The organism is Sphingopyxis sp. LC363 (assembly GCF_000756385.1).
Taxonomy (GTDB): Bacteria; Pseudomonadota; Alphaproteobacteria; order Sphingomonadales; family Sphingomonadaceae; genus Sphingopyxis.
In genome coordinates this window covers 15,914-33,760 of sequence record NZ_JNFC01000032.1, presented here as the reverse complement: position 1 = coordinate 33,760, position 17,847 = coordinate 15,914, and the positions used below count along the sequence as shown (strand labels likewise).

Here is a 17,847-nt window from a genome sequence, read left to right as displayed (position 1 = left end):
GCCGAGATCGGGGCGGCGCTGCACGCGCTCGCCGCACGGCAGCGCGCGCTGATCGCCGCAGCCGACGAAGGCGGGCCCGAGGCGATCGAGGCGCAGCTGGACGATCCGGGAGTGGAGCTGGTGCGGATGGACGAGCGGGGGCTGCCCTATTACGGGCCGCTGCAGGCGTTCGAGGGGCTGGCCGATGCCGAGCCGGTGCAGCGTTTTGCGGGCGAGGCCGATTGGGTGTCGGCGGGGGACGAGATTCCCGAGGGCTATCGCGAATGGATCGAGGCGGCCGAGGCGCGCGGCGAAAGGACGCCGGCGGGGCCTTTGACGCCCGCGATGGCGGACGGGGTGGCCGAGGTGAAGAAGGTGCCGTCGTGGCGGCAGCGGCGGAAGATAAAGGCGGCGGGCCCTCCCCGCGGCGACTAAGGGAGCAAGCTCCCAAGTCTTGCTGCCCCTCCCGCAAGCGGGAGGGGTGAAGGGTGCGTCAGGCGGCGGCGGTGGCCGCCTCGCTCGGGCTTTTGCGTGTGCCGAGGCGCGGGATCAGCAGCAGGGCGCCGCCCGCGACCAGCACGAGGTTGACGATCCATGCCATCGGGTCGGCGGCGGCGAGGCCGCCGCGCAAGCTGAGGTGGACCGCGACCGCGAGCAGGGTCAGCGCGCCGGTGGCGAGGCGGCCGATGCGCGAGAGGCTCGGCGCGGCGAGGCGGATCGCGGCGGCGAGGAAGAGCAGGTTGACGGCGAGCCAGGCGCCGATCGCGATCGCGGCGCTGATGGTGGCGAGCCCCGTGACGGCGGCGGCGGCCATCCCCGCGGGCTGGCCCCACACGGTCGCGGCCCAGGCGCGTTCCCAGCGCGGCGCGGGGCGGCCCTTGTCGCGGCGGCGCGCGAGCCAGATGTTGACCCCGCTCGCGGCCAGATAGGTCAGCGCGAGGCCGAGCGCGAAATAGACGACCTTTACAATTCCCCCGCCGAACCAGCCGAAATGGAGCTGGCCCATGCCGCCGAGCAGATCCTCGCCGAGATTATTGTCGGCGGCCTTTTGCACATTGTAGAGGCTCGCGTCGCGGCGGAAGGCATAGCTGTCGGTGCCCGCCATGCGATCGGGCTGCTTGACGTTGAACAGCGCGGCGCCGCCCCGCTCGGTCGGATGTTCGGTGAAGATATAGGTGATACGGCCGCCGTCCCGCGGCAGCTTGGCGAACATGGGCCTCAAGTCGAGCACCGGCGCGGGGCGCGGATCGTCGACCGGCGGCGGCGGGAAGAAGAGCGCATAGACCTTGTTCGCGTCGCCGTTGAACATCGCCATGCCGAGCACCCCGACGATGATCGTCGTGAGCCCGAGGAAGGCGCCGGTCAGCGAGATGATGATGTGGAAGGGCAGCGCCCAGACGCCGAGCCGGTTGTGGAGATCGGCCTCCTGCAGCCGCTTCGACCCGCCGAGCCGGAGGTGGAAGGCGTCGCGGAAGATGCGCGGGTGCGCGAGGATGCCCGAGATGAGCGAGGACAGCAAAGCGACCCCGATCAGCCCGACGAGGAAGATGCCCCAGGTGACGGGGAGGTGGAGGTTGATGTGCAGGCGCGTGATGAACTCGGTCCACGCAAATTCTTGTCCGGGGACGATCTTGCCGCTGGCGTCGGCGAGGAATTCGCGGTCGGTATCGGCGTCGACGTGGAGGAGGAGGCGCGGGAAATCGGCCGAGGGGAGCGTGATATAGACATGCTCGACCCCCGGCCCGCCCGCGGCGATCGCGCCCGCGAAGGCGGTCTGCACCGCGTCGGGGCTGGCGGTGGCGAGGTGCGGGCCGGCGGCGCTTTCCCAGCGCTGGAATTCGTGCGCGAAGACCGCGAGGCTGCCCGACAGGCAGATGAGGTAGATGAGGGCGGCGAAGGCGAGGCCGAGGCTGCTGTGGCCGCGGAGCACCGCGCGGACGAAGCCCGCGGGGATGCGCGACATCAGATCCTTTTTCTTCGCGGGTTTCGGGGGCTTGGAGGCGGCGGTCATGCGAAGCCCTTCACGATGGCGGCGGTGAAGCTGATAATGGCGACGCCGGTGAGCACCGCGGTCGCGCGGAGGATGCGGTTGTCGGCGAGCGTCCACGCCATGCAGCCGCCCCAGATGAGGGGGACGAGGAGCCCGCCGACGACGAGCCGCGTCTGCTGCTCGCCGGGGACGAGCGCGGCCCAAGCGATGCCGACGCCCATCGCGGCGATCATCCCGATCGGGCCCGCGAGCAGCCAGCGCAGCGTCTCGCGCCCCTTTGTGGTCGCGCGGTCGGAGGGTTCGGGGGCGAGGCTTTCGCGCGCGGCGCGCGCCTTCGCCTGCCGGATGCTGTAGTTCGCCGCGACGACGGCGAGCGCGGCGGTGGAGACGATCGCGAGCGCGATGAAGGGCCCGCGCGCGGGGCCGAGGAGCCAGGCGGGGAAGACGATCGCGGCGGCGATCAGCAGCCAGCCGGCGGCGACGAGCCCGCTCTGCTGCGTCTTGCCCTGCCACGAACGGCGGAGCAGCCACGCGCCCGCGCCCGCCGCGACGGCGATCAGCAGCGACGGCAAAAGCGCCGGCGTGTCTTGCATATGTCCCCCTATTCTCGTGGCCTCACTATTGACTCGCATTCGCAATAGCAATAGCGCGCCCGTCGATAGCGAAGCGGGGAGCTAAAGACAATGATCAACTATGCGCGGCCGGTGCTGGCCCTGATGCTCGCGGGCGCGGCGATGCCCGTCCATGCCGAAGAGGCTGCAATGGCGGCGGCGGGTGCCGATGCGGGCGCGGCGGGCGAGATCGTCGTCACGGGCATGAAGTTCGACCGCACGTTGCAGGACACGCCCGAAAGCGTGAAAGTGTTCACCGCCGAAGAGATCGACCGGCAGAATCTGGTCAATGTCTATGACCTGATCGACCGCACCGCGAACCTCTCCTCCTCCTTCGCCGAATCGGGTTTCAACATCCGCGGCATTTCGAACAATAATGTCTCGGGCTATGGCTTCGGCGACCTCGCGACCATCTATCTCGACGGATCGCCGCTGCCGGGCGAGGCGGCGGGCGGCGGGCCGCTCGACCTGTGGGACCTCGAACAGGTCGAAATCCTGCGCGGGCCGCAGTCGACCTTGCAGGGACGCAACGCGCTCGCGGGCGCGATCATCCTCAAGACCGCCGACCCGAGCTTCGACTGGCGCGGCAAGGCGCGCGCGATGATCACCGACGCGAACGGCGAATATCGCCTCGCCGCGGCGGTCGGCGGGCCGATCGCGGGCGATGTGCTCGCCTTTCGCGTCGCGGGCGAGATCGCGCGCGGCGACGGGCTGGTCACCAACCGGCTGAACGGCGGCAATTACGACAAGACGAATAGCGAGGTTCTGCGGACCAAGCTGCTCTTCACCCCGGCGGGCGCCGACGGGCTGCAGGTCAAACTCTCCTATCTTTACGACCGGCATTTCGGCAACAAGGGGCGCGGCTATGTGTTCAGCGACGTGCCCGACGCCTTCGACAAGCGTTTCGTCGAAGCGAACCGGCCGACCTTCACGCGGACGAGCACCGACCTGTTCACCGCCGATCTGTCGCTGCCGCTCGGCAATATCTTCACCCTGTCGTCGGTGAGCACGTACAACCACCTCAAGACCTTTTCGACCTATGACGGCGAATTGCGCCCCGAGGATGAGGCCTATGGCGATTTCGCGACCAACCAGAAAAGCTACAGCCAGGAGGTGCGGCTGAACTTCGACACCGGTCCGCTGCAGGGGCTGATCGGCGGCTATTATTCGCGGCTGAAGAACCCGCGGTCGGATTCGAACAGCATTTTCAGCCTCGACCCCGACGCCGACCTCGGGCTGACGCCGCAGGTCGCGGCGATCCTTCAGAGCCAGTTCGGACTGCCCGCCGATCAGGCGCTCTTCCTCGCGCAGCAGGCGCGCCAGCTCTACCCGCCGCGCATCTTCATCGCGTCGGACCAGCGCTATGCGATCGACGTCGAGACGATGGCGCTGTTCGGCGACGCGAGCTTCGAGGTCGCGCCGGGGCTGAAGCTGCTCGCGGGTTTCCGCTACGATCATGAGCGGCAGAAGGTCGCGAACGACAATGTCGTCATACTCAACACCCTACTGCCCGACCCCGCCGACTATGCGTCCGATCCGCTGCTCGCGGGGATTATCCAGACGGTGAACGGCGTGCTGCAGCAGCAGGTCGACAATGCGAACAGCAGCGGCCCCCAGTCGACGACGACCTACAAGGCGTTCCTGCCCAAGGGCGGCGTGTCGTGGGAGGTCGCACCCGACAAGACATTGAGCGCGATCGTCCAGCGAGGCTATCGTTCGGGGGGCAGCGGGGTGAACCCCGGGCGCGCGACGACGCATGTCTATGACCCCGAATATACGTGGAATTACGAGCTGTCGCTGCGCACGCAATGGCTCGACCGGCGGCTGACCCTCAACGCCAACGCCTTCTACATCGACTGGAAGGACCAGCAGGTTTACGTCCAGCTTTCCGACAATGTCTATGATTACGAGACGCAGAACGCGGGCAGCTCGCGCGTCTGGGGTTTCGAGGTCGAGAGCGATTTCGACGTTACCGAGCGGCTGAACGTCTATGGCTCGGTCGGCTATGCGAACAGCAAGTTCCTCGATTTCGAGACGACGGGCGGTCAGGTGCTCGATCTGTCGGGCTTCGAATTCGCCAACGCGCCGCGCTGGACCTGGGCCGCGGGTTTCGACTGGCGCCATCCGTCGGGGTTCAGCGCCAACGTCAACGTCAATTACCGCGGCGCGCAGTTCCAGGACATCCGCGACCAGAGCGGCGGCCGCGACGTGCCTTCGCGCACTTTGGTCAACGCCAAGATCGGCTATGGCAATGATTATTTCGGCGCCTATCTGGTCGCGACGAACATCTTCGACGACGAATATTACGACTATCAATATGAAAATGGCGGCCGGATGCAGGCGCTGTTCGGCGAACCGCGGATGATCGGGCTGACCTTCGAGGGGCGCTTCTGAGGCGCGTCGTTCACGCTGAAATCGTCATCCCGGCGAAGGCCGGGATCTCACCGTCCCGGTCATACGCACCGGCGGGATCCCGGCCTTCGCCGGGATGACGGGGTTGGGGGAGCCAGTGCTTCCTGATCAATCAGCTGCACGCTTCTTCCGAGGCGGGCACCGGGTCGTAATGTTTATCCCACCAGGTCTTCCATCGGTCCTCGAGCGCCGCGAAATCGTCGGCGGAGAGGTCGTAGGTGGTGAGGATCGCCATGCCGCGGCCGTGCGGCGCGCTGTCCTTCACCGACTTGTCGGTGACGATCAGCAGGCCGTTCCCCCATTGCGGGACGGTGAGCCCGATCTGCCATGGCGTGCGGTGCCACGCCTGCCCCACCACCGTGTCGCCGGTGGGCAGCGTCGCGGCGTGCGGCTGGCCGTCGGGGATGTCGCGGAAGTCGGCGAGCCCGAGCGCGGCGGTCGGCCCCGACCCGCCGCGTTTCGCATGGCCCGAGAAATAAAGCGTGCGGCGCGGCGCGATACCATGCCGCTCGATCGCGAGGCGCAACTGCTGGACGAAGCTGATCCAGCCTTCGACCATATCCTCGTAAATGCCGTCCCAGTCCTTGCCCGCGGGTTCGGCGCGCACGACGCGAAAGATGGTTTCCTGCCCGCGCGGCTCGATCTCGAAGCGGTCGGGAACACCCTCGAACCACAGGATGCCCGCCTCCTTGTCGGGCCGGGCATATTGGAAAAAGATATAGTCGATCTCGTCGCGCAGGCTGTCAGCTTCCCAGCCGAACCAGTTGTAGAGTTTGTCACGGTCCTGCAGCGCGTCCCACACCTGATCGGCGGGCGCGGAGATCGTCATTTCGACGAGGATGCGGTCGACGGTGGGCTGGTCGGATGTTTCGGTCATCGCTGGTCTCCCTAATTGATCGCAGGGGTGCTCAAGGTGCCGGCGGCGGGATGACCGGCGATGGTGACGCGGTAACGGCGGCCCTTTCCGGGCGGGGCGTAATCGGCCGCGATCGTCGATACCGCTTCCGACAATCGCGCTGCGAAATCGTCGATGTCGGCGGGCTTGGTGAAGCCGACGTCGGCCTCGATCGTGAAGGTCAAAAGCCGGCTGCCTTCATCGGCGGCGACGGCGCGCATCCGCGACACCTCGCGCACGATGCCCGCGGCGGTGCGCACGAGATGGTCGGCGGCGAAACGGTCCTGCTTGTCGACGGCGCCCGGATCGGGCGGGGCGAGGAGCATCGGGTCGATGACGAGCGCGTCGCTCGCGCGTTCGAACACTATCTCGGTGAAGCCGCGGCGTTTGCGCGTTTCGGCTCTCGCGATCAGCCCCGCCTTTTCGAGGATGCCGAGGTGATAGCCGATCTTTTGCCGCGGCAGGCCGAGCGCCTCGCTGAGCGCCGCCGCCGAGGCGGGCACATGGAGCCGCGCGAGCAATTCGCGCCGCAGCGGCGACAGCGCCGCGCGCGCGGTGGCGGCGTCGTCGACGAGGGCGAGCGAGTCGGACATGCTGCGTGATTACAATTGACAAATAAATTTGTCAATTTGGAGGCGGCTGAGGCTGTCCTGCGGAACTGGTCGATGAGCGGGCTGCGTGCGCGCGGATAGGCCGGCGTGGGGGTCCGAACCGGTATCGGGCGCCCGAGGCACCCGATACCGGTCGCGGGGGGATCAGAATTTCAGCCGCGCCCCGACATAGAATTGACGGCCATTGTCGTAGATCGCGCGCGGGCGGTCGCGCGTGCCCGAATATTGCTCGATCTTCTCGTTGGTCAGGTTCACCGCGTCGGCGGTGAGCGCGATATTGTCGGTGATGTTGACGCTGACCGACGCGTCGAGCGACGAGAGCGCGGCCTGATTGAGCGGCGCGGCGCGGTCGATGTCGATGAAGAATTTCGACCGGTAGTTATACGAGAGCCGCGCGCTGACGAGGTCATTCTCATAATAGCCCGTCAGGTTGAGCGAATGTTTCGAATTGCCCGGGATCGGGTCGCCATTGTCGGCCTTGGCGTCCGAATAGGTGTAGTTGACCACCGCGCCGAAGCCGCCCCAGATCGGGCGCGACACCTGGAATTCGAAGCCCTGGTTGCGCCCGCCGTCGCCGTTGCTGCGCCGGTTGATCTGATAGGGGCAGTTGAACAGGTTCGGGTTGCCGCCCGGCGCCGCGACGCAGCCCGCGGGCTCGGACCCCGGCACGAAGACGCTCGGCAATATTTCGGTCGAGGTCGTGTTGACGATGTAGGATTCGATATCCTTGTAGAAGGCGGCGAGCGCGACGATCGTCTCGCGGTCGGGATACCATTCGATCGACAGGTCGTACTGGTTCGCGCGATAGGGATCGAGGTTCGGATCGCCGCCGCGCCCTGTGAGCAGCGTGCCGTTGAGGTCGACGCCGGGGGTGATGTCGACGAAATCGGGGCGCGTCACCGTCTTGCCCGCGGCGAAGCGCAGCACGACCTGATCGGAGAGGTCGACCGACAGGTTCGCGCTCGGCAAGATGTCGGTGTAGGAGCGTTTCGCGCGCGACGGGGTGAAGCCGCCGAACGGGTTGGTGAATTCGGGGTTCGCACCGCCGATGATGAAGCCGTCCGACGTCTGCTTGGTTTCGATCACGCGCACGCCGACATTGCCGCGCCAGCCGTCGCCGCCGAATTTGGCGAGGCCGTAGCCGCCCCACGCCTTTTCGTTGATCGAGTAAGTGTTGCCGGGAACGAGGAAGCGGTCGTTCGAGGGCGACGTCGACGCGCCATAGATGGCGCGCAGCTTGGCGGGATCGACGCGCCAATAGTCGCGGAGCGTGCCGGGCGAGGCGATATTGTCCAAGAAATCGCCGGGCATGCCGCCGCCGGTCGCGAAATCGGCCGAGGTGCACGGCGCGCCGTCGCAGCGCAGTCCGGGCGTGAAGACGCCGCCGTTGGTCGCGAAGCGCTCGGCGACGCGGTCGTGATCGGTATATTTGACCCCGAATTTGAGCGCGGTGAGCGGGCCCCATTCAACCTGTTTTTCGATGTCGAGGTAGAAATATTTCTCCTCATCGTCGTTAGTGACCGACTGGATGCGCCCGAAATCGGGGCGGATCCCCGCGGGATTGAGCGGGTCGGGGTTCGCGAAGCTCACCTCCGGCCGGCCGCTGGTGAGGTCGTAGCTGAAGGCGCCGGGACCGGCGAATTCGATGAAATTCTCGTTGCTCGTGTCGCCGTTCGCCTTGGTCCAGCCGGCCTTGAAATGGACCGAAAGGCTGTCGGTCGGACGGTAGGTCAGGTCGAAATCGGCCGAGACGGTCTTGGCGACCGCTTGCCGGTCGATCGCATCATAAACGACGCCGAAGCCCGTCGTGCCGCCATTCGCCGAGGCTATGTCGCCCGACACCGCGACGCCGTCCTGCACCACGGCGTTGCTGATCGTGCCGCCGCCGGCGAGCGCCTGTTCGCCCCACGCGATGTAATTCTGGTTGAAATTGTCGGCGTTGAAGCGCGAATAAAGCCCGGTGATGTTGATCTCGAGCGCGTCCGACGGGCGGAACTGGATGCCGACATTGGCGCCATAGCGTTCGCGATTCTGTTCGAACATCGTCGAGCCGATCAGCGTCGGGACGAGCGCGCTCTGTCCGCCGCCGACGGGGAAGGAACGGTAGCCGAAGATTTCGAGCCCGTCGCGGCGCGTGCGGCGCTTCTGGTAGATCGCGCCGACCAGCACGCCGAAACTCTCGTCGGCATTCTTCCAGCTGACGAGCCCCGACACCTGCGGGTCGACCTTGCCCGACAGGTCCGAATAGGCGGCCTGCACCGACGCCGAGAGGGTGAGCGGGTCGAGGTCGAGCGGGTTGCGCGTGATGACGTTGATCGTGCCGCCGACCCCGCCTTCCTCGACGTCGGCCTGCGGGCTCTTGTACACTTCGAGGCGGCCGATGATTTCGGCGGGCAGAGTCAGATAGTTGAAGCTGCGCGTCGAGGCGACCTGATCGAGGATGAACCAGTCGGCGGTCGCGACGCTGTGGCCGTTGAGCAAAGTTTTGGTGAGGTTCGGCGCGGTGCCGCGCAGCGAAACGCGCTCGCCCTCGCCGAACTCGCGGTTGACGACGATACCGGGAACGCGCTGGAGCGCCTCGGCGACATTCTTGTCGGGAAATTTGCCGACATCCTCGGCGGTGACGACGTCGGCGATCACCGACAGGTCGCGCTTGGCATCGATCGCTTCGCGGAGCGAGCCGCGGATGCCGGTGACGACGATTTCGCTTTCGGCCGCGGTATCGGCGGCAGGGGTTGCCTGCGCGTGGGCTGCGCCAGCGGCGAAAAGCAGCGTACCGGCGCTGGCGGATGCAAGCAGATATCTTGCATTGGTCATGTCGAGTCTCCCTCTTTTGGATCGTAGATCGAATATCTTTCCGATTTCCGGGGAAACTTATACATACCAATCTAGACGTCAAGTCCCTTATGGCGCGAACGTCCACCGGTTCATGGCCATATTTGCGTGTTTTGGTATTTTATTGGTATCATTCTAATGTCTATTAGAATACTAACCAATTTCGTGCCGGGCGACTCGCGAGAGCGGCGCAATGCGGCGCGCGGCGGTCAGAAATCGGGTAGCGACTGGCTGGCGAAACCCCAGCCCTCTAGGTCGGCGCCCGCGGCGCGTTCGAGCAGCGCGTCGGCGTTCCCGATCGTCCACTGCCCCGCTTTTTCGACATCGGCAAGCGCGTCCCAGCCGATCGGCACTGCGACCGGGGCGCCTTCGCGCGCGCGCGCCGAATAGGGCATGATCGCGGTGCTGCCGCGCTGGTTGCGGAGGTAATCGATGAAAATCTTTCCCTTGCGCTTCGCCTTGCTCATCGTCGCGACATAGCGGTCGGGTTCGGCGAGGCTCAGAGCCTCGGCGAAGCGTTTCGAAAAATCCTTGTGCGCGTCCCAGCCGTGCTTCGGATCGAGCGGCACGACGACATGCACCCCCTTGCCGCCCGACAGCATCGCGAAGCTGACGAGCCCGATGTCGGCGAGCTGGCGGCGGATGTCGAGTGCGGACTTTTTGACGTCGGCGAAATCGAGCCCTTCGTCGGGGTCGAGGTCGAACACCATGCGGTCGGGCTTTTCGAGCGCGCCCACATGGCTGCCCCAGCCGTGGAACTCGATCGTCCCCATCTGGACGCAGGCGAGGATGCCGTCGGCGTCCTCGACATAGAGATAATCCTCGTGCCCCCCGTCCTTCTCGCGGATCGGAACATGGTGGACATGATCGCCGAAGCTGCCCGAATCATGCTTCTGGAAAAAGCATTTCTTCGCGCGCCCCTGCGGACAGCGGACGAGGCTGATCGGGCGGCGCGCCATGTGAGACAGCATCAGCGGCGAAATCGCGGCATAATAATCGGCAAGGTCGCCCTTGGTCGCCTTCGCTTCGGGAAAGATGACGCGGTCGCGGCTGCTGATCTTCACGTCGCTCGCCGCTTCGGGCGCCGCCTGTTCCTTCTCGGGGATCACATCCTTTGCCTCCTTGTCGCTGCGCAGGCCCAGAAAGCTCGCGTGACGCACCGATCCGCTCGCGGTAAATTCGGCGAAGGCGATTTCGGCGACGAGTTCGGGTTTCAGCCAGTGAACCTTGCGTGCGGCGACTTTGTCGACCTCGAGCGGCGCGGTCTTGCGTTCGAGTTTCGCGAACGCCTTGGCGAGGCCGGCCATGGTGCCGGCATCGAAGCCGGTGCCGACATTGCCCTTATAGACGAGGCTGCCGCCCTCATGCTGCGCGAGGAGCAGCGACGAGAAGGGGCGCGCCCTGGTCGAGGAGGGCTTCCAGCCGACGATGATGAATTCCTGCCGCCGCGTGCATTTGACCTTCACCCAGTTTTTGGTGCGGCGGCCGACGTAAGCGGCGTCGGCGCGTTTCGAGATGATGCCTTCCTGCCCCGCGCCGCACATCGCGCCGTAGAGCGTTTCGCCCGCACCGATGACATGGTCGGCGACGGCAACGGGCGCCTTGGCGTCGCGGAGCAAGGCTTCGAGCCTTTCCTTGCGTTCGAGATTGCCGAGTTTGGCGAGCGACTTGCCGTTCTCTTCGAGCAGGTCGAAGGCGAAGAAGTGGAGCGCGGTGCCCTCGTCCTGCGCGCCGTGGCCGCGCTTGAGCACCGCCTGGAGCGAGGAGAAGTCGGGATTTCCGTCCTTGCCATAGGCGACGATCTCGCCGTCGATCAGGCACGGCGGCAGGTCGAGCGCCGCGATGTGGCGGACGAGCGGCGCGAACTTGTCGGTCCAGTCGAGGCCGTTTCTTGTGTAGACGCGCACCTCGCCGCCCGAGGCGGCGATCTGGGCGCGGTAGCCGTCATATTTGATCTCGTGAAACCAGCCGTTGCCCGCCGGCACCGCGTCGACGAGCGTCGCGAGCTGGAGCGGGCGGAATTTGGGGGGCTTGGCTTTCGGTTTGGTTTTGGCGACCTTTTTGTTGTGCGCGGCGGCGGCGGCCATCTTCTTCGCGAACGCCGCGCCCTTCGCGCCCTTCAGCGATTGTTCGCCGCGTTCGTCGCCCGCGATCTCGGCCATGGTGCGGCCGGTGAGGACGCTCGTGAGCTGGCGGCCGACAAGATCGTCGGCGCCGCCGGCGTAGGCGTCGTTCACTTTCCGCAGCAGCCAGTTCTCGCGCTTTTCGCCGGGACGCGGCTTCATGCGGACGAGCAGCCATTCGCCCTTCATCCGCTCGCCGTCGAGGGTGAAATGGAGATGGCCTTTCTCGATGTCCTTGGCGCTCTTGCCTTCGATCGGCGCCCATGTGCCCTTGTCCCACAGCATCACGCTGCCGCCGCCATATTCGCCCTTGGGGATCACGCCTTCGAAATCGGCGTAGGACATCGGATGATCTTCGGTACGCACCGCGAGGCGCTTGTCGGCGGGGTCGGCGCTCGGGCCTTTGGTCACCGCCCAGCTTTTGAGCACGCCGTCGACTTCGAGGCGGAAGTCGTAATGGAGCCGCGTCGCGTCGTGCTTCTGGACGATGAAACGGTTGCGCGCTTGACGTTTTTGGCCCTTTGCGACCTTGCCCGCGGGCTCGGGGGTCAGCTTGAAATCGCGCTTGGCGTTATACTGGGCGAGCGGGTCAGCGCGGGACATCCCCATTCTCCACTTTTGGTCCATTCTTTTCGGCCCCGTCCTCGTTGGGCCCGTCCTCGACTTCGGGCAGGCGGCGCTCGACGAAGCGGAGCAGGGTGAGCAGCATGAGCGCGAGCCCGGCGGCGATGATCACCACCGCGAAATAGCCCGCGCCGCTCGCGATACCGATCGCCGCGGTCAGCCAGATATGCGCCGCGGTGGTGAGGTTGCGCACCTCGCCGCCTTTGACGATGATCAGCCCTGCGGCGATGATGCCGATCGCCGCCGCCATGCCCTCGATCACGCGTAGCGGGTCGATCGACGAATCGGCGCCGCCGAGCTGGTTGTAGAGCGCGATCGCGACGACAGTCATCAAGGAGGAGCTGAGCGCGACCATCCCGTGCGTGCGCAGCCCGGCGTCATAGCCCTTGAGCTCGCGGTCGAGCCCGAGCAGCAACCCGACGAGCGTCGCGACGCCGAGGCGCAGCAGCACCTGCGTATCGATCGTCTCCCACCAAAGCGCCTCGTTGAGGTCCATCAGGCGCGCTTTCGTTCGGCGGTCTTTTTCGCCGGCGCCTTTTTCGCGGGCGCCGTCTTCGCCCTGCCCGCCGCCGCTTTCTTCTTGCCCTCGACCGACGCTTTCAGCGCCGCCATCAGATCGATGACGTTCGATCCACCGCTCAGCGGGCCGGGTTCCTCGACATCCTCGAGCACGCGTTTGCCCTTGGCCTTCGCCTTTTTCGCGATCACGCGCTTCAGCGCGTCGACATAATGATTATGATAGTCCGACGCGTCGAACTTGCCGCTTTTCTTGTCGATCAGCGTTTCGGCGAGGTCGAGCAGGTCGGCATCGGGCTTGGCGTTGCCGACATCGCGGAAATAATTCGCCGCCTTGTTCACCTCGTCGGCGTAGCGCAGCACTTCGAGCACGAGGCCCTTGCCGCACGGACGCAGCCCGACGAGCTGCTCCTGCCCGCGCACCGACAGCTGGCCGAGCCCGACCTTCTTCGTGCGCTTCAGCGCCTCGCGCAGGACGATATAGGCTTCCTCGGCCAGCTCGTCGGCGGGGACGACATAATAGGGCTTGGCATAATAGAGGATGTCGATCTCGCCCGCGTCGACGAACTGGAGCAGTTCGAGGGTGCGCTTGCTCTCGAGCTTGACCGCCTCGATCTCCTCCTCGTCGAGCAGGACATAATTGCCCTTCGACGTCTCGTACCCCTTGACGATGTCGTCGGTGTCGATCGGCCCGATGCCGGGCACGACCTTTTCATATTTGACCGGCTTGCCGCTCGGTTCGTGGATCTGGCGGAAGCTGATCGCGGCGCCCGATTTGGTCGCGGCGTAGATTTCGACCGGGATCGACACCAGCGCGAGCCGGATTTGTCCCTTCCAATAGGCGCGTGCGGCCATGCCACTCCCTTTCGCTGTCCCGACTCCAAATGTTCGGCGCGGCGAGGGGTTCCGTCGCAGGGGGCGACCCCAAATCCGTTTGTGCTGAGCTTGTCGAAGCACCGTCCTTTTTTCCGACGCCCGAAAAGAAAGAACGGCCCTTCGACAAGCTCAGGGCGAACGGTTTCTAGTGCAGGATGCGCTAGTAGAGATTGTCCTTGTAATCCTTGTCGAGCCCGCGCTGCATCAGCCCCGGAACCGAGACGAAGGCGCCGGCGATACGTGCACCGAGCCCTTTGTCCTTGTTGAGCTTCACATGGTCGGCGAACATCTTCGCGGGCTTGATGTCGGCGGGCGCGGCGGCGGCGGGCCAGAGCGCGGCGCGGGCGAGCGCGGGGCTCGCGCGCAGGTCGACCTCGACGTCGTCGACCCGCGTCGCGAGCAGCGGCACCTTGCCCTGCACCTCGAAGCTCGCGCGCGCGGTGTCGTCGTCGGTGAGCATCGCGGTGCCGCGCAGGATCGCGACCTGCGCCGAGCCGGGGATCAGCAGCGCGGCGGCGAGCCAGCGCATCGCGCTTTCATCGACATGGTCGATCACCTTGAGATTCACCGCAGGCGGCGTCTTCCCGAGGATCGCTTCGAGGCCCGCGATGCTGTCGATGTCGCTCATATGCCCTCCCCTGTCAGAACTCCGCCGTGACCGAGGTCTTGAAGGTGCGCGGCAGCCCCTGAACCAGATAGCCGCCGAGCGACGACGACCAGTATCGCTTGTTGGCGACGTTATCGACGTTGAAGCGGAAGGTGATCGGCGTGTCGCCCGCCGCGACGACATAACGCGCGCCGAGATCGAAACGCGTCCATTCGGGCAGCTCGAGCGTATTGGTGAGGTTCACCGCCTGCTTGCCGGTCTGGATGATGCGACCGGTTAGCGTGAGACCGCCATAGACATCCCACTCGACATTGGCGTTGGCGGTATAGTCGGGCACGCCGATCGCATCGAGCCCGTCGGTGGCCCCGCCGGCGGTACGGCGCTGCTTGGCATCGGTGACCGAGACGCCCGCGATGATGCGCAGACCGTCGACAGGCTCGCCATCGACGCTGAGTTCGATACCCTTGTTGCGCTGCTGGCCGTTAAGCGTGAAGACCGTGCCGTCCGGAGTCACTTCGTTCAGCGTTTGCGGGCGATCGGTCTGGAAGGCCGCGAGCGAGGCGTTGAAGCGGCCGAGCGCGAGTTTGCCGCCGATCTCATACTGCACCGCCTGAAAGGGCGGGAACACCTGGCCGACGTTGATCGTGCCGGCGCCGGCGACCGGACCCTGGATCAGCGCTTCGATGCGATTGGCGTAGAGCGAGATTTTCTCGCTGGGACGAATGACGACGCCGACGACGGGGGTGGTCGTTCCCCGGTTATATTCGGTGTTCTGCGCGCCGGTGGTGATATTATAGGTGCGAAAGTGGATGTTCTGATGCCGCAGGCCGAGCGTCAGCTGGACCATGTCCTCGGCAAAGCCGAGCGTGTCGGACACGAAGATGCTGTCGAGGCGCGTGCGGTTCGCGGGGAGAGGGTCGGCGAGGTCGCCTGAAACAAAGGCGTCGAACGTCGGCAGGGCGACGGTGCGCGGCGCATAGAGATTATTGAGGTTGGTGCCGCCCAGCGCATCGTCGTCGAACCGCCCGAATTCAAAGGCGTTCCGGTTGACGTAGCGGCTGTGCGAATAGCCCAGGTTGAGCTGATGGGTGATGCCGAGGCTTTCACCGCTGAACCGTAGCCCCGCCTGCGCCGCTTCGTTATTGTCGTTGCGCGGGATGTTCGAGCCGGTCACGAACGCATCGCCGGTGGTCGAATCGAGAAGCTGGAAGCCCTGATAGATGCCGCGCTCGGCGGTGTCGCGTGCGCCCGCCGACGCGTAGAGCATCAGATTGTCGGTCACGTCATATTCGAGCTTGAAGATACCGAAGATGTCGCGGATCGTCTGATTATACCATGGCTGCCCATAGTTGAGGTCCGCGCGCGGCGGGCGCGGCACTGCGGTGACCGTGCCATATTTGTTGTTGAGCTGAACCATCGGGCGCATGTGCCGCGCCTTGACGTTCTGATAGGCGAGGTCGAGGCTGAGGCGCAGATTGTCGGTGCGCCAGTCGAAGCTCCCGCCGACTACGGCCGAACGGCGGAACTCGTCGTCGATCGCGATGTCGCCCGATCGGAATGCTCCGTTGATACGCGCGCCGAATGCGCCGTCGGTCCCGAAGCGGCGGCCGAAATCGGCCGCCCCGCCGAAATGCGCGTCGGAGAGATAGTTGAGCGTGACGCGACTGGTGTCCCGGTCCTTCGCGCGCTTGGGCGTCAGGTTGACGGTGCCGCCCAGCGCCGAACCGCCGGGTGCGGCGCCGAACAGGAAGGCGCTGGCGCCGTTCAGTATCTGAACATTGTCATAGAGTTCGGGCGAGACGAGCTGGCGCGGAGTCACGCCGAACAGGCCGTCGATCGCGATATCTTCGCCGAAGAGGTTGAAGCCGCGAACCACGAACTGCTCGGACATGTTGCCGAAGCCGAGCGTGGTGCGGACCGACGGGTCATTCTCGAGCACCGCGCCGAGCGTCAGCGGCTGTTGATTGAGAATCAACGCTTCGTTGTAGCTCTTGACCGCGAACGGCGTGTCCATCGCGTCCTTGTCGCCCAGTGCGCCGAGCGAGCCGCCGCGGATGACCTGCGTCTCGTTGCTCCGCTGCGCGGTGACGACGATATCTTCGCCGGCGCTGGCCTCCTGCGCCAAGGCGGGCGCGGCGAGGATGAGCGCGGCGGTCGCGGCGGAGAGGCCGAGCGCGGTGTGCAAGGTCGATCTGGTCATGGATATTCCCCTTTTTCAGGCGCGGCCCTAGCGCGCGCGTCATAGTTTCAGGTGCGGCGCACGCGCATCGCCCAGCCGACGGCAAGCACGGGTATGGCGAGCAGCGCCCACGAGATCGCGTCGCGCCAGCCGTCGCCGGTCAGCGCGACGATAAGGCCGATGAGGCTGGCGGCCGCGAGCAGCAGCGGGACGGCGAAGATCGCGCGGAGGCTGCCTGTCTTCTTCATTCGGCGGGCACCAAAGTGCCGCCGCTCTCGACCTCGCGCACCAGCGCGTCGGTGCCGAAGCGGCGCTTGCCGAGCCAGAGATAGAGGCCCGAGCCGAGGACGATCATCGTGAACAGGGTGAGGATCGCCCAGAGCAGCTTGAGCGGCAGCGCGCCATAATCGCCGAAGTGCAGCGGCTGCGACAGGGCGAGCGCCTTGGCATACCAGGGCATCGCGCGCGCATCGGTGAATTCGCCCGTCTCGGCGTCGATCAGCGCCGCGGTGAGCAGCCCTTCGGTGAGCGGCGTGTCGCCCTGGAAGAAGACGGCATAATGATGCTTGCTCGAAAAGGCGCCGCCGGGGAAGGCGACGAACTGCGGATTGTTGCCGGGAATTTCCTTGCGCGCCGCCGCCATCGCCTTGTCGATCGAACCGTAACGCTCGGGCGGCACCGCGCCCTTGCCATCATAGGCCTTCGTCATTTCGGCAAGGTCGGTCCGCTGCCAATATTCGAAGATCGGGGTCGCGAGCGCATTGATCACGCCGGTCGCGCCCACGACCGTCATCCACGCGAGCGCGACGATGCCGAGCAGGTTGTGATAGTCGAGCCATTTGAGGCGGCGGCTGCGCGAGGTGCGCAGCGTGCCGAAGTCGAGCTTTTTCATGAAGGGCGCGTAGAGCACGACCCCCGAGACGATCGCGATCACGAAGAACAGCCCCATCAGCCCGAGGAAGAGCATGCCGGGAAGCCCGAGGAACATGTCGGTGTGGAGCTGGAGCAGGAAGTGCATCACGCCGCTTTCGTCGACGGTCGAGGTCGCTTCGCCGGTCGAGCGGTCGAGGATCTGGATCGTCATGTCGGCGGCGGGCGAGTCCGCGCGCGGCGCGGTGGTGACCGTCATCGACGGCTGCGCATTGTCGAACGCCATGAAGACGGGGACTTCGCCCGGCCGCGCGGCGAGCGCCTTCGCCAGCATTTCGTCGAGGGGTTTGAGGCCGGGCGCTTCGCCCGACGAACCCACGCCCGGCAGGCCATAATGCGGGGTTTCTTCGGTCAGCTCGTCGATCTCGTCGTGAAAGATCAGCGGCAGGCCGGTGACGCACAGCATCATCAGAAAGGCGGTGCAGACGATGCTCGTCCATTTGTGGATGAGGAACCATGTCCGGATGGTCGTGCGTTGCATGGGCGAAGGCTGCTGCTATTGCGAAGGAAAATCAATAGCGCCCTATGGCTTGCCGCCCGAATTGACAACCGGATTTGCGCCGCAAACACCATCGTTCGGGCCAGCCATGCCATCGATCGGGCCAGTCGGTCGGTTAGGGTCAGGACCCTAGGGTGCCCCCTCCCCTCCCCCCTTTGTC

Annotated in this window: 13 protein-coding genes and 1 pseudogene; 2 read left to right on the top strand and 12 right to left on the bottom strand. The window is 65.7% G+C overall.

Features of this window, described 5'->3' with window-relative positions; all coding sequences use genetic code 11:
• A pseudogene (locus tag FG95_RS20785) lies at positions 1-414 on the top strand (hypothetical protein); the annotation flags it as partial.
• 58 nt (positions 415-472) lie between these two features.
• On the opposite strand, the gene FG95_RS12690 reads toward FG95_RS20785, so the two are convergent.
• Positions 473-1,990: a PepSY-associated TM helix domain-containing protein gene (locus FG95_RS12690; RefSeq protein WP_081933140.1), complete on the bottom strand. Its 1,518-nt coding sequence runs from the start codon at positions 1,988-1,990 to the stop codon at positions 473-475.
• The gene (locus tag FG95_RS12685; RefSeq protein WP_037556337.1) at positions 1,987-2,562 is read right to left on the bottom strand and encodes a hypothetical protein; all 576 of its coding nucleotides are present in this window, start codon (positions 2,560-2,562) and stop codon (positions 1,987-1,989) included. The genes FG95_RS12690 and FG95_RS12685 overlap by 4 nt, the downstream gene beginning before the upstream one ends.
• Positions 2,563-2,652: 90 nt before the next feature.
• Between FG95_RS12685 and FG95_RS12680 the strand changes: the two genes are divergently transcribed.
• Complete coding sequence (locus tag FG95_RS12680; RefSeq protein WP_037556336.1) at positions 2,653-4,974, top strand: TonB-dependent receptor; 2,322 nt, start codon at positions 2,653-2,655, stop codon at positions 4,972-4,974.
• A 130-nt stretch (positions 4,975-5,104) separates the two neighbouring features.
• Here FG95_RS12680 and FG95_RS12675 read toward each other — a convergent pair whose 3' ends face one another.
• The 10 genes from FG95_RS12675 to FG95_RS12630 form a co-directional block, all read right to left on the bottom strand.
• Positions 5,105-5,869 carry an SRPBCC family protein gene (locus tag FG95_RS12675; protein ID WP_052182343.1) on the bottom strand — a complete coding sequence of 255 codons (765 nt, stop codon included), beginning with the start codon at positions 5,867-5,869 and terminating at the stop codon, positions 5,105-5,107.
• A gap of 11 nt (positions 5,870-5,880) precedes the next feature.
• The gene (locus FG95_RS12670) at positions 5,881-6,480 is read right to left on the bottom strand and encodes a winged helix-turn-helix domain-containing protein (protein WP_037556334.1); all 600 of its coding nucleotides are present in this window, start codon (positions 6,478-6,480) and stop codon (positions 5,881-5,883) included.
• A 162-nt stretch (positions 6,481-6,642) separates the two neighbouring features.
• Entirely contained in the window at positions 6,643-9,315 is a 2,673-nt protein-coding gene (locus FG95_RS12665) for a TonB-dependent receptor (protein WP_052182342.1), read from the bottom strand.
• 227 nt (positions 9,316-9,542) lie between these two features.
• On the bottom strand, positions 9,543-12,059 hold the full coding sequence (gene ligD / locus FG95_RS12660) for a DNA ligase D (RefSeq protein WP_037556351.1): 2,517 nt from the start codon (positions 12,057-12,059) through the stop codon (positions 9,543-9,545).
• Complete coding sequence (locus tag FG95_RS12655; protein WP_081933139.1) at positions 12,046-12,576, bottom strand: MgtC/SapB family protein; 531 nt, start codon at positions 12,574-12,576, stop codon at positions 12,046-12,048. The genes ligD and FG95_RS12655 overlap by 14 nt, the downstream gene beginning before the upstream one ends.
• Complete coding sequence (gene ku, locus FG95_RS12650; protein WP_037556333.1) at positions 12,576-13,451, bottom strand: non-homologous end joining protein Ku; 876 nt, start codon at positions 13,449-13,451, stop codon at positions 12,576-12,578. Before ku ends, FG95_RS12655 begins: the two co-directional genes overlap by 1 nt.
• Positions 13,452-13,632: 181 nt before the next feature.
• A complete protein-coding gene (locus FG95_RS12645; protein WP_052182341.1) occupies positions 13,633-14,100 on the bottom strand; it encodes a hypothetical protein in 468 nt (155 codons plus the stop codon).
• A gap of 13 nt (positions 14,101-14,113) precedes the next feature.
• The gene (locus FG95_RS12640) at positions 14,114-16,279 is read right to left on the bottom strand and encodes a TonB-dependent receptor (protein WP_037556332.1); all 2,166 of its coding nucleotides are present in this window, start codon (positions 16,277-16,279) and stop codon (positions 14,114-14,116) included.
• Positions 16,280-16,326: 47 nt separating this feature from the next.
• A complete protein-coding gene (locus FG95_RS12635; protein WP_037556331.1) occupies positions 16,327-16,506 on the bottom strand; it encodes a hypothetical protein in 180 nt (59 codons plus the stop codon).
• Positions 16,503-17,669: a PepSY-associated TM helix domain-containing protein gene (locus tag FG95_RS12630; RefSeq protein ID WP_037556330.1), complete on the bottom strand. Its 1,167-nt coding sequence runs from the start codon at positions 17,667-17,669 to the stop codon at positions 16,503-16,505. Before FG95_RS12630 ends, FG95_RS12635 begins: the two co-directional genes overlap by 4 nt.
• Positions 17,670-17,847 lie beyond the last annotated feature (178 nt).